General features: G+C 48.2%; 25 protein-coding genes. 14 read left to right on the top strand and 11 right to left on the bottom strand.

All coding sequences use genetic code 11. The features are described 5' to 3' along the window. The first annotated feature begins 24 nt into the window (after positions 1–24). Positions 25–792: an SDR family NAD(P)-dependent oxidoreductase gene (locus K384_RS06320; RefSeq protein WP_038030495.1), complete on the top strand. Its 768-nt coding sequence runs from the start codon at positions 25–27 to the stop codon at positions 790–792. Here K384_RS06320 and K384_RS06315 read toward each other — a convergent pair. After that, complete coding sequence (locus tag K384_RS06315; RefSeq protein ID WP_038030493.1) at positions 789–1,409, bottom strand: hypothetical protein; 621 nt, start codon at positions 1,407–1,409, stop codon at positions 789–791. The two genes, K384_RS06320 and K384_RS06315, sit on opposite strands and share 4 nt — an antisense overlap. Positions 1,410–1,537: 128 nt before the next feature. Between K384_RS06315 and K384_RS06310 the strand changes: the two genes are divergently transcribed. Both K384_RS06310 and K384_RS06305 read left to right on the top strand, forming a co-directional pair. Beyond that, a complete protein-coding gene (locus K384_RS06310; RefSeq protein ID WP_051633179.1) occupies positions 1,538–2,290 on the top strand; it encodes a PPK2 family polyphosphate kinase in 753 nt (250 codons plus the stop codon). A gap of 105 nt (positions 2,291–2,395) precedes the next feature. Continuing rightward, the gene (locus K384_RS06305) at positions 2,396–2,884 is read left to right on the top strand and encodes an acyl-CoA thioesterase (protein WP_038030491.1); all 489 of its coding nucleotides are present in this window, start codon (positions 2,396–2,398) and stop codon (positions 2,882–2,884) included. A gap of 13 nt (positions 2,885–2,897) precedes the next feature. Here the strand turns inward: K384_RS06305 and K384_RS06300 are convergent, their stop codons facing one another. Further along, entirely contained in the window at positions 2,898–3,557 is a 660-nt protein-coding gene (locus tag K384_RS06300; protein ID WP_051633178.1) for a histidine phosphatase family protein, read from the bottom strand. A gap of 50 nt (positions 3,558–3,607) precedes the next feature. Between K384_RS06300 and K384_RS06295 the strand changes: the two genes are divergently transcribed. The 7 genes from K384_RS06295 (at position 3,608) to K384_RS13730 (ending at position 11,318) form a co-directional block, all read left to right on the top strand. After that, positions 3,608–4,036 (top strand): PaaI family thioesterase, encoded by a 429-nt coding sequence (locus K384_RS06295; RefSeq protein ID WP_038030489.1) that lies wholly within the window; start codon positions 3,608–3,610, stop codon positions 4,034–4,036. A gap of 72 nt (positions 4,037–4,108) precedes the next feature. Then, complete coding sequence (locus K384_RS06290; protein ID WP_038030487.1) at positions 4,109–5,329, top strand: chorismate-binding protein; 1,221 nt, start codon at positions 4,109–4,111, stop codon at positions 5,327–5,329. A 506-nt stretch (positions 5,330–5,835) separates the two neighbouring features. Continuing rightward, on the top strand, positions 5,836–7,665 hold the full coding sequence (locus K384_RS06285) for a DUF262 domain-containing protein (RefSeq protein ID WP_038030483.1): 1,830 nt from the start codon (positions 5,836–5,838) through the stop codon (positions 7,663–7,665). 176 nt (positions 7,666–7,841) lie between these two features. Further along, positions 7,842–9,155, top strand: coding sequence for a hypothetical protein (locus K384_RS06280; RefSeq protein WP_157630079.1), 1,314 nt, complete (start codon positions 7,842–7,844; stop codon positions 9,153–9,155). A gap of 154 nt (positions 9,156–9,309) precedes the next feature. Next, a complete protein-coding gene (locus K384_RS06275; RefSeq protein WP_038030477.1) occupies positions 9,310–9,843 on the top strand; it encodes a hypothetical protein in 534 nt (177 codons plus the stop codon). 216 nt (positions 9,844–10,059) lie between these two features. Continuing rightward, positions 10,060–10,557 (top strand): hypothetical protein, encoded by a 498-nt coding sequence (locus tag K384_RS06270; RefSeq protein WP_038030474.1) that lies wholly within the window; start codon positions 10,060–10,062, stop codon positions 10,555–10,557. Positions 10,558–11,159: 602 nt separating this feature from the next. After that, complete coding sequence (locus K384_RS13730; RefSeq protein ID WP_157630077.1) at positions 11,160–11,318, top strand: hypothetical protein; 159 nt, start codon at positions 11,160–11,162, stop codon at positions 11,316–11,318. A 195-nt stretch (positions 11,319–11,513) separates the two neighbouring features. On the opposite strand, the gene K384_RS06260 is transcribed toward K384_RS13730, so the two are convergent. The 3 genes from K384_RS06260 to sdaAB all read right to left on the bottom strand — a co-directional run bounded on the left by K384_RS06260 (position 11,514) and on the right by sdaAB (position 15,243). Beyond that, positions 11,514–12,947, bottom strand: coding sequence for an efflux RND transporter periplasmic adaptor subunit (locus K384_RS06260; RefSeq protein ID WP_245605286.1), 1,434 nt, complete (start codon positions 12,945–12,947; stop codon positions 11,514–11,516). A gap of 52 nt (positions 12,948–12,999) precedes the next feature. After that, on the bottom strand, positions 13,000–14,448 hold the full coding sequence (locus K384_RS06255; RefSeq protein WP_038030471.1) for a TolC family protein: 1,449 nt from the start codon (positions 14,446–14,448) through the stop codon (positions 13,000–13,002). A gap of 117 nt (positions 14,449–14,565) precedes the next feature. Next, a complete protein-coding gene (gene sdaAB / locus K384_RS06250) occupies positions 14,566–15,243 on the bottom strand; it encodes an L-serine ammonia-lyase, iron-sulfur-dependent subunit beta (protein WP_038030469.1) in 678 nt (225 codons plus the stop codon). Between the two features lie 48 nt (positions 15,244–15,291). Here sdaAB and K384_RS06245 point away from each other — a divergent pair, with 48 nt between their 5' ends. From K384_RS06245 to K384_RS06235, 3 genes are all read left to right on the top strand, one after another. Beyond that, positions 15,292–16,158, top strand: a complete 867-nt coding sequence (locus tag K384_RS06245; protein WP_051633177.1) for an aminotransferase class IV — start codon at positions 15,292–15,294, stop codon at positions 16,156–16,158. Positions 16,159–16,250: 92 nt separating this feature from the next. Then, positions 16,251–17,501: a phospho-N-acetylmuramoyl-pentapeptide-transferase gene (gene mraY / locus K384_RS06240; RefSeq protein WP_038030467.1), complete on the top strand. Its 1,251-nt coding sequence runs from the start codon at positions 16,251–16,253 to the stop codon at positions 17,499–17,501. A 59-nt stretch (positions 17,502–17,560) separates the two neighbouring features. Further along, positions 17,561–18,187, top strand: a complete 627-nt coding sequence (locus K384_RS06235; protein ID WP_038030465.1) for a porin family protein — start codon at positions 17,561–17,563, stop codon at positions 18,185–18,187. Between the two features lie 311 nt (positions 18,188–18,498). Here the strand turns inward: K384_RS06235 and K384_RS06230 are convergent, their stop codons facing one another. From K384_RS06230 to hisG, 6 genes are all read right to left on the bottom strand, one after another. Continuing rightward, positions 18,499–19,362 carry a toxin-antitoxin system YwqK family antitoxin gene (locus K384_RS06230; RefSeq protein ID WP_157630076.1) on the bottom strand — a complete coding sequence of 288 codons (864 nt, stop codon included), beginning with the start codon at positions 19,360–19,362 and terminating at the stop codon, positions 18,499–18,501. 72 nt (positions 19,363–19,434) lie between these two features. Further along, positions 19,435–19,875 carry a YbjN domain-containing protein gene (locus K384_RS06225; protein WP_038030464.1) on the bottom strand — a complete coding sequence of 147 codons (441 nt, stop codon included), beginning with the start codon at positions 19,873–19,875 and terminating at the stop codon, positions 19,435–19,437. Positions 19,876–19,952: 77 nt separating this feature from the next. After that, a complete protein-coding gene (locus K384_RS06220; protein ID WP_038030462.1) occupies positions 19,953–20,390 on the bottom strand; it encodes a YbjN domain-containing protein in 438 nt (145 codons plus the stop codon). Positions 20,391–20,471: 81 nt separating this feature from the next. Then, positions 20,472–21,557 carry a histidinol-phosphate transaminase gene (gene hisC, locus K384_RS06215; RefSeq protein WP_245605285.1) on the bottom strand — a complete coding sequence of 362 codons (1,086 nt, stop codon included), beginning with the start codon at positions 21,555–21,557 and terminating at the stop codon, positions 20,472–20,474. Further along, positions 21,554–22,855, bottom strand: a complete 1,302-nt coding sequence (hisD, locus tag K384_RS06210) for a histidinol dehydrogenase (RefSeq protein WP_038030460.1) — start codon at positions 22,853–22,855, stop codon at positions 21,554–21,556. The genes hisC and hisD overlap by 4 nt, the downstream gene beginning before the upstream one ends. Then, positions 22,855–23,706 carry an ATP phosphoribosyltransferase gene (gene hisG / locus K384_RS06205; protein WP_038030457.1) on the bottom strand — a complete coding sequence of 284 codons (852 nt, stop codon included), beginning with the start codon at positions 23,704–23,706 and terminating at the stop codon, positions 22,855–22,857. Before hisG ends, hisD begins: the two co-directional genes overlap by 1 nt. A 378-nt stretch (positions 23,707–24,084) precedes the next feature. Between hisG and K384_RS06200 the strand changes: the two genes are divergently transcribed. Continuing rightward, entirely contained in the window at positions 24,085–25,167 is a 1,083-nt protein-coding gene (locus tag K384_RS06200; RefSeq protein ID WP_051633191.1) for an amidohydrolase family protein, read from the top strand. The last annotated feature ends 3 nt before the right edge of the window (positions 25,168–25,170 follow it).

Genomic DNA, 25,170 nt, shown 5'->3' with positions numbered 1-25,170 from the left:
CACCTTTCAAACCGTCTTACTATTATGAGCACACAACCACAAACCGCTTTGATTACCGGCGCCACTTCGGGCATTGGCTTGGCTACCGCCCGCTTGATGGCAGCCTATGGCGTGCGCCTTATTTTATGCGGACGCCGCCGGGAACGCCTCGACGCCCTGAAAGAAGAACTAAGCCCCCGCACCGAAGTGCTTACCTTACGCTTCGATGTGCGCGAGCGCGAAGCCGTGACTCAAGCCCTGAGCCAGCTGCCCGAAGCATGGCAGGCCATCGATGTGCTAATAAACAATGCAGGCAATGCCCATGGCTTGGCACCCATTCAGGAAGGCAACCCGGACGACTGGGACGCCATGATTGATGGAAATGTGAAGGGGCTGCTGTATGTAACCAAAGCGGTGTTGCCTTATATGCTTGAGCGCAAGCAGGGGCACATCGTGAACATAGGCTCTATTGCAGGCAAAGAAGTATATCCGGCAGGCAATGTGTATTGTGCTTCGAAGTTTGCGGTAGATGCCCTTTCCAAAGCCATGCGCATAGACCTCTACAAGGAAGGTATCCGTGTGTCGGAAGTCAACCCCGGCTTGGTAGAAACCGAATTCTCTCTGGTGCGCTTCAAAGGGGACGCCGGGCGCGCCAAAAAAGTGTATGAAGGCTACCGCCCCCTGCGCCCCGAAGATATTGCCGATTTGATATGGTTCATTGTCACGCGGCCTGCCCATGTAAACATAGCCGAAGTGTTGGTGCTCCCGGCTGACCAGGCTACCTCTACTTTGGTGAATCGCCGCGACACTTAGTCGTTCGATACTTGGTCCAGCACACGCATATACAACTCTTTGCTGAAACTCAGCCCCAGGCGCGAAAGCATGGTGTACAGGTGTTCTTCCTCTATGTGGTCGCTGCCTATGTTTTTCAATAAGATGATAAGCAAGGTTTCGGTGATGGTTTCCGCCAGGGGCTTGAGTTCGGGCACATAGTGGCGCACCAGCGGATCGAGCTGCAATATGGCTTTGAGGGCATCGGTGAAAGCAGTTTGCCACTCACCGGCGTGAGCTGCCAAATAGCGAAGTTCTTTGAAAAGAACTTCCGGAAAACGGCGGTCATCAAGCAGGTCGTCGGGCACGGGCAGCTCTTCGAACAGGGCTTTCAGCTCGGGCGTAAACTGCTCATTGAAAAAGAAAGCCACGCTTTGAGCGGCATATTGCATGATTTGCTTTTCCACTTCATCGACCTGTTCGTCCCATGAAATGGCAAAGGCAATGGGGCTGGCAATCACCAACTCGAAGAGTTGCTCGGCATTCAGCGACAGACGACGCTCATTGGTATAGTGGCGCAGAGCATAGCGGGCCTGTGTAATGCTTTCTTTCAGGCTGCGCAAATGTTTTTCTCTTTCGGCATCAGAAGGTTGAGTCATAGAGCGATAGTGAGTTGTTGCAACATTCAAGTTAAGCAAAAGAACAGAAATGACCGTGTTTTGTCAACTGCATTTTTGGCTGAAAAGGTACAAATCAGTATTTTATTTTTCCCAACAAAAACACAAGCATGACCATAGACCTGAAACAAGCCCCCACGGCGCCTCCCGCTTCTTTGCAAAAAGAAGAAATCAAAGAAAAGACCAAAGCGCTGAAAAAACGATTGGCAGAGCTGCAAAAAGTGTTGTATGCGCAGCAACGCTTCAGCCTGCTGGTCATTTTTCAGGGGCTGGATGCAGCCGGTAAAGATGGCGCCATTCGAAAGGTGTTTTCCGGTTTGAACCCCTTGGGTGTGCATGTGAAAGCGTTCAAGGTGCCTACCGAAGAAGAAAGGGCTCATGATTTTTTGTGGCGTGTGCATCCACATGTGCCTGCCAAGGGCATGATTCACATCTTCAATCGTTCGCATTACGAGGACGTATTGGTGCCGGTTGTGGAAGGCCTGATAGACGAAGCCCGCACCCGCCGCCGCTATGAGTTTATCAACTGCTTTGAAGCCCTGCTCGAAGAAGAAAACGAAACCCGCCTGTTGAAATTCTTTTTGCACGTGTCGCCTGCCGAGCAGCGCCGCCGCCTCATAGAGCGCCGCAACAACCCCGAAAAGTTTTGGAAGCACAACGACAGCGATTGGGAAGTGGCTGAAAAAAGGGATAAATATTACCGTGCCTATGAACAAATATTCAAACACTGCAGCCGGGTGCCTTGGCATTTGGTGCCTGCTGACAAAAACTGGTATAAAACTTACGTGGTGTTGTCGAAAGTGGTAGAAACACTCGAAGCCCTGCCGCTACGCTACCCGCCTTTGGACACAAGCAATACATAAAACAGGGGGCGCATACCATGGCAGCAGTCACCCTTTGCTTTGCGGCAAAAGGAAGCGGCAACCTACGTTTTGAAACAAACGCTAAAAACTCAAACCCTATACTATATGGAAACAAACCACAGCATTCTGCTGCGTTTTTTGGCAGAGCCGCAAGATGTGAACTTCGGCGGAAAAGTGCACGGCGGTGCCGTTATGAAGTGGATAGACCAGGCCGGCTATGCCTGTGCCGTCAATTGGTCGCGCCACTACTGCGTGACGGTGTACGTGGGGGGCATCCGCTTCATGAAGCCCATTCATATTGGCGACTTGGTGGAAATTCAAGCCCAAGTCATTTACACCGGCCGCACCAGCATGCACATAGCCGTTGACGTGTGGGCGCAAAACCTGCGCAAAGGCTATCATCACAAAACCACCCACTGCATCATCGTTTTTGTGGCGGTAGATGAAGAAGGCCGGCGTGTGGAAGTGCCCCGCTGGGAACCCCAAACCGAAGAGCAAAAAGCCTACGAACAGTATGCCCTCAAGCTCATGGAGCGCCGCAAAAGCATCGAAGAAGTGATGTTGCCTTTCTGGAATAAAGAGCAAGAGCACTAAACGGACACCTTGCTTACTGCTGCTGCTCCTCACCGGCAAGAAAATAGCCTTCCAAACGAAACATGTTGCCCGTAAACAGCAGCTTGTAGGCAGCCATGTTGTGGTGCTCAAACACATCCATATAGGAGAGCGGATAGCGCAACAGCTGCGTGAGCAAGATGCGCATGGCGCGCCCGTGCATGCATATGAGCACCCGTTTCTCTTGACCACTACGCAGGCGGGCAATGAGCTGCTCGATGAAAGGGCGCTGCCGTGCAGCCACCTGTTCGGGGCTCTCGCCCCCTTCGATGGCAAGATGTGTTTCGCCCCGTTGCCATGCCGACACCACCTGTAAGTATTCGCGGTGCTGTGCCGGATCGAAGGGCTTGCCTTCGTGTATGCCCCAACTGATTTCGTTCAGTGCCTCATGGCTTTCATAAGGCAATTGTGCCTGTATGAATGGTTCCATCGATTCATAGGTGCGGCGCAGGCGCGAAATATAGAGCTTGTCGAAAGGATAGTCGCGAAAACGCTCATAGAAAAGCCAGGCTTGCCGCCGTCCTTCTTCGTTGAGCGGGGCATCTACGCCGCTGCCCTGCACTATGCGCCGCTTGTTGTAGTCTGTTTGTCCGTGGCGCACCAAATACACCACTGCCGGCTCGGGCAGCGGCTCGTGAGTCTGTAGGTTTGTCATTTACTTTGCGAAACCGTATTTTTAAGCACAAAGATAAAACGAATTGAGCGATGAGCGTGAAATTGAACCAACAAGCTACCTTAGATGCCCTGCATGCCCGCAACAAAGGCACCATGTCGGATTTTTTGGGCATAGAGTTTACCGAAATAGGCGAAAACTACCTTTGTGGTAAAATGCCCGTGACCGAACGCAGCATACAACCCCTCGGCATCTTGCATGGGGGCGCCAATGTCGTATTTGCCGAAACGCTGGGCAGCGTAGCTGCCAACTTCGCCGTAGATCGCGAAAAATACTACTGTGTGGGGCTGGAAGTGAATGCCAACCACCTGCGCCCGGTGCCCAAAGGGCAGTGGATTTACGGGCGTGCCGAAGCCATTCATCTGGGGCGCACCACCCAAGTGTGGGAAATACGCATCACCAACGAAGAAGGCAAGCTTACCTGCATCAGCCGTTTGACCATGGCAGTGAAAGAGCGCTAAGACCTTCGCCCCAAGAAAACCTTTTGCCGGCACAACGCTTTTTTCTTTTACCATCGCTGACTTTATCCGCCCATGATACATACCGCCGATGTCGATACCCCCACACAGGCGGCCTGGCTCGAAGCCGCCTTTTACGCTGCCTATCACCACCAAGTGCCGGTGGTGTTGTGGCGTTTGCCTTACCGCACCGAGCAGCACTGCCTGATAGACCTGAGCGGCGGCAGCCACGGCGCGCCCCCTTCGGTACTCGATGCCCGCCCCTCTTTTGTCGTAAGCCCCTTTGTGAACACCCCCGGACTGCATCAATCGCTCTGTTTGCGGGCTTCCTGCCACTTTTCTACCCACATGACCACCGCCGCGATTGAAGACCGCCTGGGCGCATTGCCCGCTGCCCTCACCGGCAGCATCTATGCCTACCTGGAAGGCAAGCACCGCAGGCAAATGGGGCAGCTGCCCGCCTGGCCCGACGAGCCGCCACAAGAAAAAGAGCGTTTCGAAGCTTTGGTGCGCCGTGCCGTGCGTGCCATCGGCAGGGGACAACTGCAAAAGGTGGTGCTTTCGCGCCGCAAAGCCCTGCCCATGCCACAGCTGCCCCCGCTGAGCGACTGGTTTTTGCGCCTGGCCGCGCGCTATCCTCATGCCATGGTTACTTTGTTGTATGTGCCCGCCTATGGTTGTTGGTTGGGCGCCACGCCTGAAATCCTGGCATCGCAAGATGTAAACGGCATTTTTCGCACCATGGCACTTGCCGGCACGCAGCCCTACGACCCTGCCGTGCCTTTGCAGGAAGTAGCCTGGCGGCAAAAAGAAATAGAAGAGCAGGCACTGGTAAGCCGCTATATCATCAACTGCTTTAAGCAAATACGCCTGCGCGAATTCGAAGAGCAGGGACCGCGCACCGTGCGGGCTGCCAATCTCATTCATCTGCGCACCGACTTTGCAGTAGATACCCGGGCAGTAGCCTATCCCAACCTTTTCGATGTCATGCTGCCGCTGTTGCACCCTACCTCGGCAGTTTGCGGCATGCCCAAAGAAGCAGCCATGACTTTCCTGCAAAAGCATGAAGGCTATGACCGCCGCCTCTACAGCGGCTTTTGGGGACCCATGGGCATAGAAGGCGAAAGCGCTTTGTTCGTAAACCTGCGATGCATGCAATACGACAGGCACAAGCTCTACTTTTATGCCGGCTGCGGCATCACGGCCGATTCCGAGCCGGAAAAAGAATGGAAAGAAACCTGTTATAAAATGCAAACCCTTTGGCAAGGGCTGCAGGACCCCGGCGGACCAAAGTGAGTTTTTTAAAAAAAGATTTGCATCTTTTAAAACAATTAAAACTTCTGAAATTAAACTCTAACGGCAAACAAAAGAAATCCTCCCGCCAACAAGGGCTATGCAAATATGCCGGCTGACAAATAGTTTCGGAGTGTGTGCAAGCAACTACCTTTGTAGCGGCTTGACAGTTTTGTGCTTCAAACCCCCGCCCAAACTTAAAATGCAATTGTTGTGCAAATTGCACCTTTCACATCAAAGTGCATCCGCTATGCTCTATAAAATTTCACTTAAAACTTCCTGAAATTTGTAGGAACGAATGGAATATAGACATAACACTTAATTTTCATAAGTTTTGTGAAATCTTACAATATATTCTGTTTCCCGTTATGTTGCATAATGTTGGAATTCTTATGTAGTTTTCCCGTCATAAAGATGCGAAAAAAGAATATATTGCGTATATTTGAGTGTTGGCAGCAAGTGTAAACAGGACTCAACTAAGAAAACAACAACTAAATATAAAAAGAAAAATGGCAAAAAATATAGAACCAAATCTAAAACTGATTAGTGAATATCTAAAACTGAAAAAAGTTGAGAATTTCGTAATTCCTGAATATCAACGTAGCTATTCGTGGGACATAACACAATGTGACAAGTTATGGCAAGACATTGAAGCATTTATTTCTTCAGATGCAAGTGACCCCTATTTTTTCGGAACAATCATTGTTGACTGTTCATTGGCAAACAAATTCAGTCTAATTGATGGACAACAAAGGACTACTACTTTTCTTTTGCTACTTAAAGCTTTACTATTAAGGTTAAATGAAGCTATTCCAAAAGTTCCTAATGACGAAGAGTCAGAAGCATTAAAAGCCGGTCTTATAGCGAATAGAAATAAAATTATGGCAATTTTATACAAAGCCGAAGATGAAGATATACCGTCAATGCTAAAAGACAGCTCAAAAATTAAAGGTATTTTGATTTTAGAAAATAAATCTATAAATGAATTATATCCTGATGAAGTGACAAAAATTATCGAGGCTGAAAACTATGAAAGTGCAGAGCAAAGCGTTCACAAAATACCACGCAAACAAAAAGACAATAAGTATACAAACCATTTTCGTAATTTCAAGTTCTTCTATACCAAATTAGGTGAAAAGACGGAAACACAATTGAATCAATTTGCAAAAAAATTCCTACAGGAATGTCAAGTGATAGAAATACGTAGTTGGCAAATTGAGCAAGCAATAACAATGTTTAACTCGCTTAACTCAACGGGATTACCGCTTACCGATGCAGATATAATTTCTGCTCAACTATATTCCAATGCCGGTGAAAATAAATCAGCATTCAACGAGCAGTGGGAATATATAAACAAAGTGGCTAGTGAACTGAATAATCGCAGGATAATAGATATAAACGGTGTATTACAACAATTTATGTATATTAATCGTGCAAGAAACAGAGAATATATCAGCCTAAAAGAAGATGGTAGTGTTTCTGTGGATGTTACAACCCCTGGTTTAAGAAGATATTATACTGATATTAAAAAGGAACTATTAAAGGAACCTTTAGAATTATGCAGTAATTTATCTAAAATTACAAATATTTGGAATGAAGTTAAGGACTATCCTATAATTAAATTACTTCTAAAATTTAATGAAAACGCAAAGCTGTTTTTAACTAGTTACTTATTTCGTTTTGAACCAAATGAAATCAATCAAGAAATAGTTTTGGATATATGTGAATGTTTATTGAGATTATTTACAATTTTGGAATTAAGCGATGCAGGTTATTCTAGTTCTAAATTCAAGACTTTTTTATTCGGTGAAAACATAAAATTTGTTGATAAGAACGTATCAATTGAAACTATTAAAAATGATTTCAACGAGCATATAAATAAAAATTGGTCTGAAGAAAGCATAAAAGAAGCTATCCTTGAATACGAAAAAAACCTTCTAGTATTTCTCAACGAATATATTTACTCAAAAAGTAAAGGAATAGAATTTGATCTTACAGAAAAGATAAATATTGAACATATAATGCCCGCAAGTGGTAAAAACATTACCACAATACAACAAGATGCTGGAATAACAGACAAAGAAGAATTTATACGGGTTGTAAACAAACTTGGTAATAAGATTCTACTTGAAGAAGTTATAAATAAATCGATTGGTAATGAATGGTTTAAAACCAAAAAACAAAAATCGATTAAAGGTAAAGCTGGGTATAAAGATAGTAAATATGCATTAGCGCAAAGCCTTGTTAGTTATCCTAAAGATACATGGACAAAAGAAGATATAGACACTGCAACAGAAAAAGCTGCTAACAGAATTGTGAAATTTATTTTTAATAGATAAGACAACTAAAATACCAGCTGCCAACATTGTCTATAAGCAATGGCGGGCAAAGTGCTAATATTGGAACAAAAATGAATAAAACAAACGGCACTGCAAATATGAAACTAGGTGCGGAAAATCCCGCCACTGCTCATACACGAGACCGTTACAGGCAAGCTTAAAGAGACACCGCTATAGTGAAAGACAGAATTGAAAATATGGTTTATGATTTTTTTGTAGCCTCATCGGACTTCAATGGAATTCCTTTGAGGAATATCTCTCAAAAGTTAAACATTGAATATGAAAATTCAATCGACCTTATAAAGGAATTAGTTAAAGATGATATAATTTCAATTCAATCAAGCACTAATCCACACATTATCAGTTTTCAGCATTATCCAATTGACAGCCAAGTACATATTTTAGAAGAAGCAAAGAAGAAAAAAGAAATTCTTCAATCATTTGGAGAAATTACTTTTTCATCTGAGGATACAGAATTCCCAATTTGTCTTTACCCTAGTAAAACTTATCTTCAAAAAAACCGAAACCTAGTCGAATTTGGCAATGCTTTTTACACAAAGCAACTTGCTTTAGGAGAACCGCATTTTAAACCGATTTTCTTTGAAATAGAAGTTTTAGACCTGTATTTCAATGACCCAAGATTTGATTTTAAGTTTGAAGATTATTCAGGACAAATTTCTTGTTTGTATGACAAAAATGAAAATCCAATTGTAAGAGAAGAACATGAAGTGTTCTTAAAAACCTTTGGACTTGGATTTGATGAGAATGGTGGCAGGTTAGCTGTTGTTTATTTGAGATACTTAAAAGACTTAACGCCTGAACATCAAGTTTTTTGGAGAAGTAAAGAAAAGTCGGGCAATTGTAAAATGCTCGAAGAATATCATCAAAATACAATTCAAGGCGATTGGACATTTTCATACTCAATCTTTTCTGGCTTTCTTGGTGAGCAAAAATGTATCAATGACTTGACAGAATTAGCTTTTTCAAAACCAATCTTTAGGAGAACATATGAAAAAGAAAATAGACCAAAAGAGTTTACATTTTTTTTTACGCCTACTTTGAAAAACTATAACGACTTTATCCTATTGCTTGACAAAATGATTTCGGAGAACATAAACCGAGATTTTTTTGAAGGTAAAGTTGAGCTTTTTGAGTATGTAAATTTAGAAAATGGGGTAGTTGAAAGAAAATCGAAAGGTACACTTCAACTATTTGAAGAATGGCTAACTAAAGTTTTTAATGTAAAAGGCGATGGGGCTGTAAGTGATTTATTTAAGCCGTTGAAAAAAATTAGAAGGGAAAGACAAAATCCAGCTCACAAAATCAACGAAAATCAATACGACAAACAGTATATTGAAAAACAAAAAGAAATAATGAATGAAGCATATTCCGTATTCAGAAACCTGCGAAATATTTTTCATCAACATCCAAAAGCAAATAATTTTGAAATTCCTGATTGGCTAGAAAATGGACACATCAAGACATTTTAATATAAAGCCAGCCTGTAACAGCCGTTTGCCGCAATGGGGGCTGACTTGCTTAAATCAAGTGCAGTGCTTCTATCAACATTTGTGCTTGGTTGACAGTGAAGTGATCCGAAACCGCCTACTTTTCATATACAAGACTGCTATGTGGCATTAAGATATGAATAACTTGAAATACATATTGGCATTTTTATTGACGTCTTCTCTATTGTTTGCCTGTGATCGGCAGGCTAACAAAAACTCTGAAAAAGCTGGAGAGAATGAAGAAGTAGTGAAATCTAAGAACGTTACTGAAACTATTTCAACAGACATTGATAAACTCGGAAAATTACTTGACTTTTCGACCTACAAACCTATTTCTGTGAAATTCAAGTACACTTATATTGACAATTTAGGGCAAAACAAGCGAATTTCAGTATCTGGACCATCTGACTATTCTCTTGAAGCACTTTTGTACTTTGACACAGTTACAATGGAGAAATTCTATGAGTTTGACAGAAATACAGAGTATGACGCACCAAATTTTAAGAAAGAGGAATTCAATTTTGATTGGCTTCCAAACGATATACGAGAAGAATTATTGAATAGCAACCCTAATTACCATGGACATCCTGACTTCTTTTTTGGAACAGGCGACAATGGTAAATCTTGGTATTTAGAGAACAAAATATTGATTAGAAAACATACGAATTAAAATAAAACGCCACACAACAAAGCATATAGCTTATGGTGGGTGAACGGCTGCCAGCAAGATTTTTCGCTTCGTAGCCAGCTTTGGTTTCGTTGGACAGGAAAACGCTTCTAAACCGTCACAAGCCATATGCAAACCGTTGTGTGCCATTCCTAAACAAATCCGCTTCTGCTCTACATTGACAAAGAAAACGAATGGCAAAATGCAGACATTCGTGTTATGATTTTCGGACAGGAAACTAATGATTGGGGAGATTTTAATACAGACATAGTTCTTACAGACGGAGCATCAATTCACAAACACATAAAACCAATTCTTGATTATGACGACAAGTTTTACAACGGTGGAGAATGTTGGAGTTACGGTGGACAATTTTGGAATGGGTTCAGCAAGTTCAGGACAATGTTTGAAGAAAAATTTTCGAACAAAAAAATTAAATACATCTGGAATAACATTGTCAAAATAGGAAAGTCCGGTGAAAAAGGTTTTCCACCCGGCTACATTATTTATGAAACTGAAAGAAAACATTTTTCAGTTATAAAAGACGAGTTACAAATTATCAAACCAAATGTTGTTCTCTTTTTGACGGGACCAAATTATGATGGCGTAGTTACTGACAATTTTAGACAACTTAAATACACAGCACTTTCGCCGTTTTCAGCCAGAGAGTTATCAAAAGTTCGACTAAGCGAAACCGCGCAGCGCATCTACCATTAAAAGAAGGATTGCGATGGTTCGAGATTTGGAAGATTGGTTTTAATTTGCTATATTCGAAACAACGCGCTGCGATGCGGGCGCCCTGTTTTGGCAGGGTACCCGCGTCGCAAGACGCTCCGCCCCGGGTGGCAGTGCTACGGCACATAAGACCACCCCGACGGGGCATTTTTTATTTTAACAGCTTGCGCAGTTTTTCGAGTATCTTTTCCCTGCTGCCTTTAAGGGCGGGGGAAACAAGTGCCTTCCCCATGAAAAAAGGCATACCTTATTTTGTTTCCGGAATCCCGCAGGATACCTTCGGTAAGCTTGCCTATGCCACATAGTGCATCTATCCTCAAAAGGAGGGCTGCGGGGTAGCAGGGCATGTTGTGTGTGCAAAAGCGTTTATGGCACGGTGCCGGTAAATTTTTTTGCAATTTTTGGGACAATTGAAAATAGTTTTGTGTCATTACTTCATAAGTCAAAAATCTTTGACAGAGGGAAGGATAAACAGTCAGGCGTGAGATGCCTCAACAGCCTCAGGCCACCGGGCTGCCTTTTTTTCTTCCTTCTGGTTTTGGCGCCTTTGTTGCCGGTTGGCTTCTCTAAACGGAAGTGATTTCATGCATTTTGAAGGCTTTGGGCACACTCAAACCAAGCGTCAGGCAGCTAAAAAAGATTTCCCGCATGCGCTTGAAATGACAAAAGAAGAAGGTGCCCGAAAGGGCAGGCGGAAAGACAAAAAGAAAAACCGTTTTGCCATGCAGGCAGCTAAAAGCTGAAAGGGGCATAGAAAGGAAGGGCACGGGCTGCCTGTGAGCTCTTTGGTTTTGATTTATCCGCTTCGGCGCGCAATACTTCTTGTCGCTTGTCTTGCAAAGAAGAACAGGCGGCGTGTTCTTGAAAGTCCTGTAAGCAGGCCGAAACAAAAAAAGACGCCCATGCCGGGCGTCTTGCTTGCGTGTGGTGTGAGTGCGCTATTTGTCTTCGCTTTGTTCTTTGCCGGACTTGCTTTTTTTGCCTTTTTCTTCACCTTTCAGCTGCACTTCCTTGCCGTCGGTCAGCTGTTTGGAGATGGCAATAAAGGGAGCTACTACAATTTGCTCGCCTTCTTTCAGTCCTTTGGTGATTTCTATGTTGTCGAAGTCGCTGATGCCGGTTTCCACCACACGGGCTTCTACTTTTCCGTCTTTATAGACAAAGACCACGGTCAGCGGCTCTTCTTCGGTCTGTGCATTGGATTTTTCTTGCGCACTGTCTGCTTGTTTTTTGTTTTCGTCCGGGGCTTTGTTGCCGGACTGTTTCAGCTCGGAGGGCAAACGGGTGGTGACGGCGGCAATGGGCACTGCCAAAATGTTTTCCTTCCGGTTGGTGGTGATTTCTACCGAAGCGGTCATGCCCGGACGCAAGGGGTAGCGCTTGCCGCTATGGCGGCGCAGCATCTCTATGGAGCGGGGCAAAATGCGGATGCGCACTTCGAATTCAGTAACGGCATCGGCGGTGGCCGTTTGGTTGGCTGTGTTGGCAATGGCAGTAACCACGCCCAAGATGGGCTCTTCCACATCCATGAAGGCGTCAATCTCGACGGTGGCCGTATCGCCTACCGACACTTTTACAATGTCGTTTTCGTTCACATCGACACGCACTTCCATGTTGTTGAGGTCGGCAATGCGCAGCAGCTCGGTGCCTGCCATTTGAGCGGTTCCCACGACGCGCTCGCCCAATTCTACGTTGAGCAGGGAAACGATGCCGCTGGTGGGGGCGTAAATGGTGGTGCGCCGCAGATTGTCTTGTGCTTCTTTGAGCGTGGCGCGGGCACTTGCCACGGCATATTCGGCGGCTTTGGTGCTGCTTTTGGCTGCTTCATACTCTTCTTTGGCTACTTCGTAGTCGGTTTTCGACTGCTGGTATTCAAGGTCCGAAATGACTTTTTCGGCATAAAGCTTTTCGTTGCGTTCGAAGTTGGCTTTGGCAATCATATAGCGGGCGTTGGCTTGCGATTCACGGGCGCGTGCCTGCATGAGCTGCGCTTGCTGCTGCTGCAGGGCGGCACGGGCGCGGTCCACGGCGGCTTGCAGCAGGTCGGGGCGCAGGCGCACCAACAGTTGCCCTTTCACTACCGAATCGCCTTCCTGCACGGTGAGCTCTATGATTTCGCCCGACACTTCGGGGCTTACCTTCACTTCGGCTTCGGGTTGTATTTTGCCGGAGGCTGCCACTTTCTCTACGATGGTGGCACGCTGCACTTTGGCTGTTTCTACTTCAAGCAGCGGCTTTTTGCCTATCCAGCCGGCTTTTTGAGCCACAATAAGCAGCACAATGAACACGATGCCGGCCACGATGAAGTGCCATGCTTTCCAACGGCGGCTTTTTTTAGTTTTGTTTTCTTTCATAACCGTATGCTGTTCCATGATGAATAAAGTTCTGTTTTCTTGGATGAAAAGGGATGCGTGAAATACTTTTTTACTGTCCGTTTGGGTTGTTGCCTTGGGTGAGATAGTCGAGCACTTTAATGCGGAACAAGTATTCGTATTTGGCACGGATGAGGTCAGCTTGTGCCCGGGCAAGATTGAGTTTTGCCAGGTTGTAATCGACGAAGGAAGTGCCGCCCAGCTCAAAGCGTTTTTCGGCATTGCGGAAGGTGCGTTCGAGGGCTTCTACCTGTTTGAGGCGTGCATTGTAGGTGATTTCGGCACTCAACAGGTTGTTGTATGCCTGCTCTATGCTTTGGCGCAGTTGGTTGCGTGTTTCTTGCATTTGTATTTGCGCCGTGCGCTCTTGTATTTTGCTTTGCTGTATGCTGTTGCGGGTGGTGCCTGCGCTGTAGATGGGTATGTTCAGGTTGATGGATACGAAAGAGCTGAGGTTATAATCCATCTGATTCCAAAAACGGTTATCTACGATTTTGCCGTTGGGCACGGTCTGTTGGGCAACAACCACCTGCGAAGGGTCGCTTTGCAAATAACCGATGGGCACTTCTACGGTGCGGGTGGTGCCGTCGGGCTCAAAAATCTGCTCGGGTGCCGAGCTGGTGTAAAACGAGCTCAAGCCGGCATTGAGCGAGAGGGTGGGCAGGCGTCTGCCTTGGGCTATTTCGCGGCTGATGCGGGCACTTTGGGCGCGCAACTCGGCGCTTTTGAGGCTGTATTGATGCCGGGCAGCCATTTGGTACAGGCTTTCAACAGACTGCCCGCTGTAAGGATTGGTGATGGTTTCTATTTGCACATCTGCCACGTCGAAGGCAGTATCCAAAGGAATGTTCATGATTTGCTGCAGGTTGAGCTTGGCAAGGCGCAATTGGTTTTCGGCAGCTATTATGTTGATGTCGTCGTTTGCCAGTTGGGCTTCGAGGTCGAGCACCTGATTTTCGGCTGCCGCCCCGGCTGCATACTGCGCCTGCACACGCTTAAGCTGGGCTTCGGTAGAGGCGCGCTGTGCTTGGGCTACTTTCAGCTGCTCTTTTGCCATGACCACCTGCAGGTAAGCATTGGCTACGTCGATGGCTACCTGTTGCTTTTGCTGTTCCACATCGTATTGCGCAGCCTGATAATCGATGCGGTTCTTGCGTATGTTGTTGCTTTGCTGAAAGCCATTGAAGAGGGTCATACCGGCATTGATGCCTACGCTTGTGGAATTGATGGTGGTTTGAATGAACTGGTTGGTGAAAGGGTCGATGGAGCGCCCCGTGCGAAAAGTTTCGGTGGCACTGCCGCTGATGGTGGGCAAGAGGTTCTCTTTCGATTGACGGAAGTTACTTTGGGCAGCTTCCACTTGCAGGCTACTGCGTTGTATGCTGAGGCTGTTTTGTACGGCGGTTTCTACACACTGTTCCAGCGTGTATGTTTGCTGGGCGTGGCTTGCCGTGCCTGCAAGAATAAAAAGCAAAAGGAAAAGTCCCGTGATTCGCTTCATGCTGTATCGGTTTTTTGTTGAAATAACTCTTACAAGTTACTTTTTAGTATGCTATGGGCAAAAAGATTTGCATTTTTGCTCTCTGAATCGAACAGCGAATCGACGGGAAAGAGCTGCTTACAGGTCGATGTCGGGAATGTAGATGACTTCTTTTATCCACGGAATACTTTTCATGTATTCGAGGGTGATGGGGCGGATGCCCGAATCCATTTCATAGCAATGGCAAGCTAGCTCGTTCTTTGCCTTGCGCGATACGGATAAAGTGGCAATGTTGCAATCGTCGTGGGCAAGGATGTCGGCAAGGAAAGCAATGGCCCCTTTGGTGTCTTGCGCCATCACGATGAGGGTATGCAGTGAGGCAGAAAAGTTGGCACGAAAACCATTGTAAGAAGCAATATTGATGAGGCCGCCGCCCCGGCTTTCGCCCACTACTTCTATGCTGCGTTCGCCCCGGCGAAGCTCCAGCTTGACGGTATTGGGGTGCAGGGTAGAGGCGTTGCCCACTGCCCGGAAGCGGTACTTCAAGCCTTGTTGCTTGGCGTACTCAAACGACTCTTTGATGCGCTTGTCGTCGGTTTTAAAGTCGAGCAAGCCGGCAATGATGGCGCGGTCGCTGCCGTGCCCTTCGTAGGTGCGTGCAAAAGAGTTGAAAAAGGTGATGGTGGCTTCTTCGGGTATGCCGCCCAATAAACGGACGGCCACTCTTCCGATGCGCACCACTCCGGCGGTATGTGAGCTGGAGGGTCCAATCATAACGGGTCCAATCATATCGAAGATGCTGCTGCCTTCAGACATAATCTTGTAGTTTTGTTGTGGGTAAAGGTACACAATATTTCAAAGAAAATGTGGTATTATTTCGATAACCAATGGGTGAAAAATCCATGTATTGCCCCGCAAGACCGTGCTTTTCAATATGGTGACGGCATTTTCGAGACCATTATTTTGCGTGGGGGGCGGGCATTGTTTGCCGCAGACCACTACGCGCGCCTGCAAGCCGGTGCCGAAGCTTTGGGTTTGGATTTGCCTGCTTATTTGCCGGCGAAAGCGTCCGGTTTTGCGGCTTGGCTGGCGGAAAGGGGAGCAGAGTGGCAGCGTCTGTCGGGGGTGGCAGCGCCTTGCTTGCGCTTGAAAATCATGCTGTGGCGGCGCGAAGGGGGGCTTTATGGAGCCACGCATGCCGATGCCCACTGTATGCTTGGCGTCAGGGTACAGGAGCGCCTTCATGACGGGGAGGCAATACGCGTCACGCTTTATGATGCCTACCGCCTGCATGCCCATCCGTTGGCGGGGGTAAAGCGCCTGGCAGCCTTGCCCTATGTGTTGGCAGCACGCCATGCCCAGCAAACAGGCTTCGACGACGCCCTGCTGCTGGACGTGGAGGGGCATGTGGCCGAAGCCACTTCGTCGAATTTATTTTGGGCAGTGGGTGATGTGTTCTATACGCCTGCCTTGCATACGGGCTGCGTGGCGGGCATCATGCGCCTGCAATGGCTGCGCTATTTGCACGCACAAGGCATTGAATGCCGCCAAGTACGGTTGCAGCCTGCGCAGCTTATGGCTCGGGCCGAAGGCTGTTGGCTGGTGAATGTAACCGGGGTGCGCAGCATACAGGAAATTGAAGGCTACAAAATACCACAAGGCTCTGAAAAACAATCTTTTGTAAAGGCTATGCAAAAGGCTATTTGGCAAAAAAACACCGAAAGCCGCTGACTTCTTTGTTTGATTTCCATAAGCGCTTTAACTTGTGCCTTTGGTGAGTGCTCATTTTTCAATGAAGAAAGAAAAACAAGTCGAAAATTATTATGCTGTACTATCTGTTTACTTACTTAGACCAAGAATTTGATCTGATAGGTGCCGGTGTTTTTCGTTACATATCGTTTCGTGGCAGCATGGCGGCCGTTTTTTCATTGCTCATTGCCACCATCTTGGGCAAAAGAATCATTTTATTTTTAAGAAAACAGCAGATTGGCGAAAAGGTGCGTGAGCTGGGCTTGGCAGGGCAAAGCGAAAAGCAAGGCACGCCTACCATGGGCGGCATCATCATTTTGTTGTCTATTTTTATTCCCGTGCTGTTGTTTGCCGACCTGTCGAATATCTATGTGATATTGTTGCTCATTACGTCGGGGGGCTTGGGTATCATTGGTTTCGTAGATGATTACTTGAAGCTGAAAAAAAGCAAAGAGGGCTTGTCGGGCAAGTTGAAAATAGTGGGGCAAGTGATTATAGGCGTGGTAGTAGGCACTACGCTCTTTTTTCACGAAGAGGTGGTTTTGCAGGAGAACATACCTGTCGAGCACTCGGAACAGATGGCAGCATTGCCGGCTGTGACGGGCAAGCGGCTGGTTGTGCGCGAGGGCAGCGCTTATTGGGCTGTTACGTACAAAAGCACCAAGACCAATGTGCCTTTCATGAAGAATAACGAGTTTGATTATGAAATGCTCAATGTCTTCGGTGTAGATTGGCTTACGCCGCTGATTTATATTTTGGTGGTTACATTTATCATCACGGCCGTATCGAACGGTGCCAACATTACCGACGGCATCGATGGTTTGGCTGCCGGCTCATCGGCTATTATAGGCACCACGCTGGCCATCTTTGCTTATATTTCGGGCAACGTCATCTTTTCCGATTATTTGAACGTGTTGTATATCCCGCATTTGGGCGAAGCAGCCATTTTCTGTACCGCTTTTACCGGGGCTTGCATCGGCTTTTTGTGGTACAATGCCTATCCGGCACAGGTGTTCATGGGCGATACGGGCAGCCTTTCGCTGGGGGGCACCATTGCGGTGCTGGCTCTGTGTGTGCGCAAAGAGCTTTTGTTGCCTTTGCTGTGCGGCATCTTTGTAGTTGAAAACCTGTCGGTGATGTTGCAAGTAGGGTATTTCAAATACACCAAACGCAAATACGGCGAGGGGCGGCGTATTTTTAAAATGGCGCCCTTACACCATCACTATCAAAAGTTGGGCTACCATGAAGCCAAGATTGTAACACGCTTTTGGATAGTAGGTATCTTGCTGGCAATCTTGACTTTGGTTACGCTGAAACTGCGTTAGGCAAACTTTGGTCTATTTTTTGCGTATGCTCTCAATGTTCACCAAAAAGAAAACTCGCTATGAAAAAATGGATGATGATGGCAGTGATTGCCCTTTTTGCTCATTCGGCTTGGGCGCAGTCTTATAGCTTTGGTATTCGCACCGGTATCAATGCCAATAAGTTGATACCAAACAGCGACGACCTGAAAAACGATGGGTATAAATATGGTTTTGTGGGCGGCGCTTTCTTGCGTTTGGGCATTGGCGACTGGTTTGTGCAACCGGAATTATTGATTTCGCAAAAGGGTGCCAACATGAAAGGCAGTGGCAACTTCTCGAATATCGAAACCGTGAAGCGCAATATCAACAGCTTGGATGTGCCCATTTTGCTGGGGCGCCGTTTCTTGGGTGGCGTGATGCGCATCAACGCCGGTCCGGTCTTGAGCTTCCCTTATTCTGTAAAAGAAGAAGCGACCGACAGCAACGGACAAACCACCACCACCGATTATGAAGTAAAGAACTCGACCATCGGCTATCAGGCGGGGGTGGGTTTCGACTTCGGCAAGTTCACTATTGATGCCCGCTATGAAGGCAGCCTGAGTAAGTTGGGCAAAGACAGCTATCAGGTATTTAACCGCACTTTCGAAGCCGATGACCGTGTGAGCACTTTCCAATTTACCATAGGGTTCAAAATTATTGGCGAGTAACTGTCCATAGCCACTGCACGTTTTAGCCCGGTGAAAGCCGGGCTTTTTTTATTGCCCTGCTCTAAAATGAAAGCGACATATATTGTGTCGAACGCCATGGAAGCCAATCCTGTCTCTTCGAATGTAGTATAGCGAGATACCTCGTCAAACCAAGCAACAAGAGGTGAAAGAGGTTTCTTGCTTGCGCCCGAAATGAAGGGATGGAGCGAATGACAGGAAGGAAAGCCCGAAAAGACAAGCGCAAAGAGACGCACAGAAAGAAGGGAGTGCGCAGAGAGTAGCCATTGGCCATGCTCGTGCAAGAGAAGCCCTTAATTTTGCAGGCGGGCTTCTTCTCGGTCTTCTTTCAAGGGGTGGTAGTCGTCCAGCTCTACTTCATGGGGCTGATAGCGTGTTTCTTTGCCGCGTTCATCCCATTGGCGCAAGATGTAGGGCTTTTCGTTGGTATCCGGCTTGCGGGGGTAGTGTATTTCCCGTTTGCGCTGCCCGTTGGGGTAGTATTCCATCCATACGCCCACGCGCTGCCCCGCTTCATATTGCCCTTTGATGGCAATGCGCCCATTGGGGTAAAAGAAATAGTAGTTGCCTTCCAGCTTGCCGTGCTTGATGGGGATGACTTCCTTCAGCTTGTTTTGCTTTTCATCGTAGTAAGTGCGTTTCGACTCTTTGAGCCAGCCGCGGAAATACTTGGTTTTGTCGATGAGCACCCAGTCGCGGTCAAGGGCATCGCGCCCATAGCGCACCCAGCGACCATGCTTTGCCCCGTAGTAGTAGAAACCTTCTTCCATGACCTGGTCTTTGTAGAGCTTGCGATAAGGTCCATGTAGCAACTTGGCTTCGCCACGTTTGATGGAGCCGTATTCAGTATGATATAGTTTGCGCCTTTTTTCCCAATACCAGGCAATCTCTTCCACTTTGTTGTATGGCTCGTGCCATTCGGGCAGGTAGTGAAAAATCTCTACGGTGCCGTTGTCATGCTTGATGAAGGTCTTTTTGGTTTTGACACCATAATAAACCCGGCGCTTTTTTATTTTTCGCCCCTTGTCTTTCTTTTCCTTCTTTTGTGACAGTTCTACCGAAAGGTCGGGGATGCTGTCGGTTTCCAGGATGGAAGGCGTTTGTGCATGGAGCTCAAAGCCTATGAGGCATGCAAGCAGAAAATAAATACTACGCATAGGAAATGCCGCTACTTTTTTGTCTTCTAAACAAGAAAAGTAGCAAAAAAAGTGCAAAAAGCCAAGGCTGCTTTAGCGGTCGTCGGGGGGGAAGGCCGCCATGAGTTGATCGTCGAGGGTGTCGGCCCACCATTCGAGGTCGGCAATGCAGGTCACCAGCTCGTCGTAGTCCAGCCCTTGTATGTCGCGTTCATAGGTGGCATATACCTGATCGCTGTTGGGCATGACGGTGAGTTTTACGCCCAGGCGCGAGTCGTTGAGTTCCAACAGATGGCGGTAAAACTCTTTTTCGCGGTAACTGGGCACTTTGGCAATGGGCGAGAAAAGGCGCAGAAAGTAGCGGGTATCGCCATTGCTGAGCGGCACGCCCTGCACAAACACCTCGATGCGGGCAGAACCACGCACCCAGAACCATGCTTGTTTTTCGGGGTTGAATGCCTTGTCGGGGTCCAAGCCTACCGACGCCACAAATTGGCGAATCATATCGTGTACTCTTTGCACTTCGGGCTTCATGGGTTTGCTGTTGGGTTGTTGTATAGAAAAAACAGGCGGGCAGCCGGGCGGGCAAAACGGCCGCCCCCTGTGTTGGCTTAACGGTCAGAAGAAAAGGTGATTTGCAACTGATCGTCCAGCTTGTCTGCCCACCATCCTAAGTCGAGCATACAGGTAGCCAGTTCTTCGTCATCGAGCCCTTGTATGTCGCGCTCGTAGGTGGCATATACCTGATTGCTATTGGGCATCAGCGTGAGTTTTACGCCCAGCGACTGATCGTTGAGCTCGAGCAGGTGCTTATACACTTCGCATTCGCGCCCGGCCGGTATTTTCATAATGGGGGAGAAAATACGCAAGAAGTAGCGCATTTCGCCATTGCTGAGCGGAATGCCCTGCACAAACACCTCGATACGGGCAGAACCACGTTGAAAATACCAAGCCTTTTTCTCCGGGTCGAAGGCTTTTTTGGGATCGACACCTACCGATTGGGCAAATTTTTCAATCATGCCATGCACTTTCTGTACTTCGGGAGTCATGAGAATAAAAGTGTTTAGGGTTGAACCATATGATGGAAGCTACTAAATCACGAGAGGAACTCCAAAAGCAGCAAAAGGAAATTAGCCATTTTTTTGCCACTCCCGTAAAGCATTTAATAGTTGCCGGTTTTCTTCGGGCTTCCCGACGGTGATTCGCAGGCAGTTGTCGCACAGAACAACGCGGCTGCGGTCACGAACTATAATGCCGCACGTTATTAAGTAGCGGTAAATGGCACTTGCCTGCTGCATGCGCACCAATATGAAGTTGGCGTCGGAAGGAAACACTTTCTCCACGAAAGGCAGGCTTGTCAAGGCTTGACTTAGGGCTTGGCGTTCACGGCGTGTGTTTTCTATCCACAACGCCACTTGGCGTCTTTGGTCGAGGGCTTGCAGTGCCATCTTTTGGGTGTAAGCATTGATGTTGTAAGGTGGTTTTATTTTGTCGAGCAAATGAATGATTTGCGGATGAGCATAGGCAACTCCCAGACGTAAGCCGGCAAGCCCCCATGCTTTGGAAAAGGTCTGGAGCACTATCAGGTTGGGATAATGTTCCAAGTGGGGCAACCAGCCTTCATCTTCGCTGAAATCGATATATGCTTCATCGACTACCACCGGGCAGTGTACTTGTGTCAAAATGGCGTGAATGTCTTCACGACGAAGCAGATTGCCTGTAGGGTTGTTGGGCGAGCAAAGCCATATGAGCTTGGCTTGCCGGCTTTGTGCTATTATTTCGTCTGTGTTGAGCTGAAACACTTCGGGCAGAAGGGGCACCTTCAGCACGCCCACATTATGAATGGCAGCGCTCACTTCATACATGCCGTAGGTGGGCGGGGTGATAAGGATGCGGTCTTGTGCCGGCTCACAAAATGCCCTTATGAGCAGGTCTATGGCTTCATCGCTGCCGTTGCCCAGGAAAATTTGTCCGGGCTCCACGCCTTTCAGCTTTGCCAAGCGCTCTTTCAGGCTTTGCTGGTGGGGGTCGGGATAGCGGTTATACACAGAAACACTTAACAGAGGGCTGCCAAAAGGGTTTTCGTTGGCATCGAGGTAGATGTGTGCCTGCCCGCTGAACTCGTCGCGGGCAGAGCTGTAGGGCTGCAGCCCCCGCAGGTGGGGGCGCACACACTGCATGATGTCTTCAATACGAATGGTTGGGTTCATGTTCATAGCTGAGGTGGATTGGGAGACAAGGCATTTAAACGGACATCTACGGCTAAGCGGTGGGCATCCAAGCCTTCGGCGGCTGCCATGGTGCCAATGGTTTTGCCCAGCTTTTGTAAACCTTCGGCGCTGATTTCCTGAAAGGTGATTTTCTTCACGAACGAGTCGAGTGACACGCCGCTATACATACGGGCAAAGCCGTTGGTGGGCAAGGTATGGTTGGTGCCCGAAGCATAGTCGCCGGCAGACTCGGGGGTGTAGTAGCCCAAGAACACCGAGCCGGCATGGGTGACGTGGTTGACCCAGCGGCTTGCATCTTGACGGGCTATGATAAGGTGTTCGGGGGCGTAGCTGTTGAGCAGGCGCAAAGCCTGTTCGGGCTGCTTCATGACAAAGGCGCGGCTGTGGCGCAGGGCTTCGCGTGCTATGCCGGCACGGGGCAGTTGTGACAGCTGCTTTTCAATGGCTTGCAAAACGGCTTGTACTTGAGCTTCGGTGTCGCATACCAATATTACTTGGCTGTCGGGCCCATGTTCGGCTTGCGACAGCAGGTCCGCTGCCAAGAAGGGGGCAGGGGCTTGGGCATCTGCCCACACGGCTACTTCCGAAGGTCCGGCCGGCAGGTCTATGGCAATGATGCCTTCGGCTGAAAGCATCTGCTTGGCGGCGGTTACATATTGGTTGCCCGGTCCGAAGACCTTGTCCACCTTGGGAATGCTTTCGGTACCGAAAGCCATGGCAGCAATGGCTTGCGCGCCCCCTACGGCAAATATTTTGCGAATACCACAGAGCGAAGCGGCAGCCAATATGGCGGGGTGCACGGCACCTTCGGCACTGGCTGGGGTGCACAGCACCACTTCGCTACAGCCGGCAATTTGAGCCGGCACGCCCAGCATCAGCACCGTGGAAAAGAGGGGCGCCGTGCCACCGGGCACATAGATGCCCACTCGTTCGATGCCCACGCTGCGCCGCCAGCAGCGCACACCGGGCATGGTTTCTATTATTTTGGGTTCTTCTTTTTGCGCTTCGTGAAATGCCCGTATGTTGGCATAGGCTTGCTGCAGGGCTTGCCACAAAGAGGCGTCTATTTGTTTGGGGGCCTCTTCGATGGCATGCACGGGGACTTGCAAAGCCCCTTCGTAGCCGTCAAACCGGCGGTTGAAGTGCAGCAGGGCAGCGTCGCCTTCTTGGCGCACTGCTTCGATGATGGGGGCAATGCGTGCGCGCAGGTCTTGCGTTTGCAACACGGGGCGCGCCAACAGCTCTGCCCATTGGTCGGGTGCAGGTTCAATAAATACTTTCATCAGTAAATCATTTTTTCGATAGGAACCACTAATATACCTTCGGCACCGGCCGCTTTGAGCTGCTCGATGATTTCCCAGAATTGGTCTTCTTGAATGACCGAATGAAGCGAATACCAGCCTTCCATTGCCAAAGGCAGGACCGTGGGGCTTTTCATGCCCGGCAGTATGTCGATGATGGCGGGAATGGCTTCTTTGGGGGCATTCAAAAGAATGTATTTGTTGTTGCGTGCGTTTTGCACGGCTTCAATACGAAACAGCAGCTTTTGCAGTATAGCCTGCTTCTCTTCATTCAATACGGGCGTTTGAATCAAGACGGCTTGAGAGCGGAAAATGACTTCCACTTCTTTCAGCCCGTTGCTCATGAGGGTGCTGCCCGTGCTGACGATGTCGCAGACGGCATCGGCCAAGCCGATGCTTGGGGCTATTTCTACCGAGCCGCTGATTTCATGAATGGTGGCATCGATGCCGTTTTTGTTCAGGAAGTCGCGCAGAATGTTGGGATAAGAGGTGGCAATGTGTTTGCCTTGCAGGCTTTCGATGCCTTCATACATTTCGCTGCGCGGTATGGCGATGGACAGGCGGCATTTCGAAAAGCCCAGCGCTTTGGTGATGACTACTTCGGAACGGTCTTCTACCACTACGTTTTCACCTACTATGCCTATGTCGGCCACGCCGTCGGCCACATAACGCGGAATGTCGTCGTCGCGTAGGAAAAGAAACTCGGCGGGGAAGTTGTCGGCAATGGTTTTCAGCTTGCCTGTGCCGTTGGTGAAGCTAATGCCGCATTCTTTTATGAGCTTGAGCGACGCTTCGCTTAGCCTTCCGGATTTTTGTAATGCTATGCGCAACATATAACTGTGTTTTTTTAGACGAATGGAAAAAGGAAAATATAACTGCTTGATGGGGCGTTTGTTTTAAAACACCATGCCGGCATGTTTTTTTGAACATGCCCCAAAAGGAATGGGGTAATATGTTGCTGCTTTGGCTCTCTTAGGACAGAGAGCCATGATGGAAGGCATGATGATGCCATGCAGTCCGGTGGGCGGATTGCAGAGAAAATCCGGTGAGGAGGGAATATATGCGGTTTCTCGTAAGCATCGTTGCCGCAATGATAAGCAAGAAATTCCTTGTATGCAAGTTTTCCCGGAAAAGGAGTGGGGCGCCGGCTTGTAAAATACTTGCAAACGTCCTATCTTTTCATTGATTCAAACAACTCAATTTTTCTGCTCATGTGTCTTCGTGTCGATATACATACACACATTATCCCCGAGAAGCTGCCTTCTTTTAAAGAGAAATTCGGCTATGGTGGCTTTGTGTCGTTGGACCATCATAAGAATTGCCGCGCCCGCATGTTGATTGACGGTAAGTTTTTCCGCGAGATTCAAGACAACTGTTGGAGCCCCGAGACACGTTTACGCGAGTGCGACGACTTCGGCGTAGATGTGCAGGTGCTTTCTACTATCCCCGTGATGTTTAGTTACTGGGCGAAGCCTTTGGATGCGCTTGCCGTCAGTCAATACTTGAACGACCACATAGCCGAGGTGGTGGCACGCTATCCGCGCCGCTTCATCGGTTTGGGCACGGTGCCTTTACAAGCCCCCTCGTTGGCCATCAAAGAGCTGGAGCGTTGTGTGGTGGATTTGGGCTTGGCAGGCGTAGAGATAGGCACGCATGTCAATGATTGGAACTTGTCGGACGAGGAGCTCTTCCCTTTCTTTCAGGCAGCCGAAGAGCTGGGCGCAGCCATCTTTATACACCCTTGGGACATGATGGGCAAAGAGCGTATGCCCAAATATTGGTTGCCTTGGTTGGTGGGCATGCCTGCCGAAACCTCTTTGGCTATTTGTTCCATGATTTTCGGCGGGGTGTTTGAGCGCCTGCCGCGCTTGCGGGTAGCTTTTGCCCATGGTGGCGGTTCGTTTCCCATTACTTTTGGGCGCATTGCCCATGGCTTTGAAGTGCGCCCCGACCTCTGCGCCATAGACAACAACGTGCATCCGAAAGAGTATCTTGGGCGCTTTTGGGTGGATTCACTGGTGCACTCGCCCGAAGCCCTGCGTTTTATTGTGCAGTTGTTTGGCGAAGACAAGGTGGCCTTGGGCACCGACTACCCTTTCCCCTTGGGCGAGCTGACACCCGGGCGCCTCATAGAGCAAACCGAAGGGTTAACCGAAGCTCAAAAACGCAAACTCTTGGGCGAAAATGCTTTTGCCTGGTTGAATTTAGACCCGCAGCCTTTTTGGGAGTATAAACAAAAAAATAAGCCGGCAAAAGAAGAAAAGTCATCGGTCAATTACAGGCAATCTTCTTAAATT

This window comes from Thermonema rossianum DSM 10300 (assembly GCF_000426825.1).
GTDB lineage: Bacteria > Bacteroidota > Bacteroidia > Cytophagales > Thermonemataceae > Thermonema > Thermonema rossianum.
The sequence above is the reverse complement of the archived record's forward strand: the minus strand, read 5'-3'. Positions and strand labels throughout refer to the sequence as shown.

Coding starts and splice junctions, on each gene's coding strand:
- K384_RS06320 (WP_038030495.1), top strand. CDS start 25: ATGAGCACACAACCACAAACCGCTTTGATTACCGGCGCCACTTCGGGC.
- K384_RS06290 (WP_038030487.1), top strand. CDS start 4,109: ATGATACATACCGCCGATGTCGATACCCCCACACAGGCGGCCTGGCTC.
- K384_RS06225 (WP_038030464.1), bottom strand. CDS start 19,875: ATGAAGCCCGAAGTGCAAAGAGTACACGATATGATTCGCCAATTTGTG.
- K384_RS06220 (WP_038030462.1), bottom strand. CDS start 20,390: ATGACTCCCGAAGTACAGAAAGTGCATGGCATGATTGAAAAATTTGCC.
- K384_RS06315 (WP_038030493.1), bottom strand. CDS start 1,409: ATGACTCAACCTTCTGATGCCGAAAGAGAAAAACATTTGCGCAGCCTG.
- mraY (WP_038030467.1), top strand. CDS start 16,251: ATGCTGTACTATCTGTTTACTTACTTAGACCAAGAATTTGATCTGATA.
- sdaAB (WP_038030469.1), bottom strand. CDS start 15,243: ATGTCTGAAGGCAGCAGCATCTTCGATATGATTGGACCCGTTATGATT.
- K384_RS06200 (WP_051633191.1), top strand. CDS start 24,085: ATGTGTCTTCGTGTCGATATACATACACACATTATCCCCGAGAAGCTG.
- K384_RS06270 (WP_038030474.1), top strand. CDS start 10,060: ATGATTTTCGGACAGGAAACTAATGATTGGGGAGATTTTAATACAGAC.
- K384_RS13730 (WP_157630077.1), top strand. CDS start 11,160: ATGCATTTTGAAGGCTTTGGGCACACTCAAACCAAGCGTCAGGCAGCT.
- K384_RS06255 (WP_038030471.1), bottom strand. CDS start 14,448: ATGAAGCGAATCACGGGACTTTTCCTTTTGCTTTTTATTCTTGCAGGC.
- K384_RS06275 (WP_038030477.1), top strand. CDS start 9,310: ATGAATAACTTGAAATACATATTGGCATTTTTATTGACGTCTTCTCTA.
- K384_RS06310 (WP_051633179.1), top strand. CDS start 1,538: ATGACCATAGACCTGAAACAAGCCCCCACGGCGCCTCCCGCTTCTTTG.
- K384_RS06260 (WP_245605286.1), bottom strand. CDS start 12,947: ATGGAACAGCATACGGTTATGAAAGAAAACAAAACTAAAAAAAGCCGC.
- K384_RS06230 (WP_157630076.1), bottom strand. CDS start 19,362: ATGCGTAGTATTTATTTTCTGCTTGCATGCCTCATAGGCTTTGAGCTC.
- K384_RS06245 (WP_051633177.1), top strand. CDS start 15,292: ATGTGGTATTATTTCGATAACCAATGGGTGAAAAATCCATGTATTGCC.
- hisC (WP_245605285.1), bottom strand. CDS start 21,557: ATGAACATGAACCCAACCATTCGTATTGAAGACATCATGCAGTGTGTG.
- K384_RS06305 (WP_038030491.1), top strand. CDS start 2,396: ATGGAAACAAACCACAGCATTCTGCTGCGTTTTTTGGCAGAGCCGCAA.
- K384_RS06300 (WP_051633178.1), bottom strand. CDS start 3,557: ATGACAAACCTACAGACTCACGAGCCGCTGCCCGAGCCGGCAGTGGTG.
- hisG (WP_038030457.1), bottom strand. CDS start 23,706: ATGTTGCGCATAGCATTACAAAAATCCGGAAGGCTAAGCGAAGCGTCG.
- hisD (WP_038030460.1), bottom strand. CDS start 22,855: ATGAAAGTATTTATTGAACCTGCACCCGACCAATGGGCAGAGCTGTTG.
- K384_RS06285 (WP_038030483.1), top strand. CDS start 5,836: ATGGCAAAAAATATAGAACCAAATCTAAAACTGATTAGTGAATATCTA.
- K384_RS06295 (WP_038030489.1), top strand. CDS start 3,608: ATGAGCGTGAAATTGAACCAACAAGCTACCTTAGATGCCCTGCATGCC.
- K384_RS06235 (WP_038030465.1), top strand. CDS start 17,561: ATGAAAAAATGGATGATGATGGCAGTGATTGCCCTTTTTGCTCATTCG.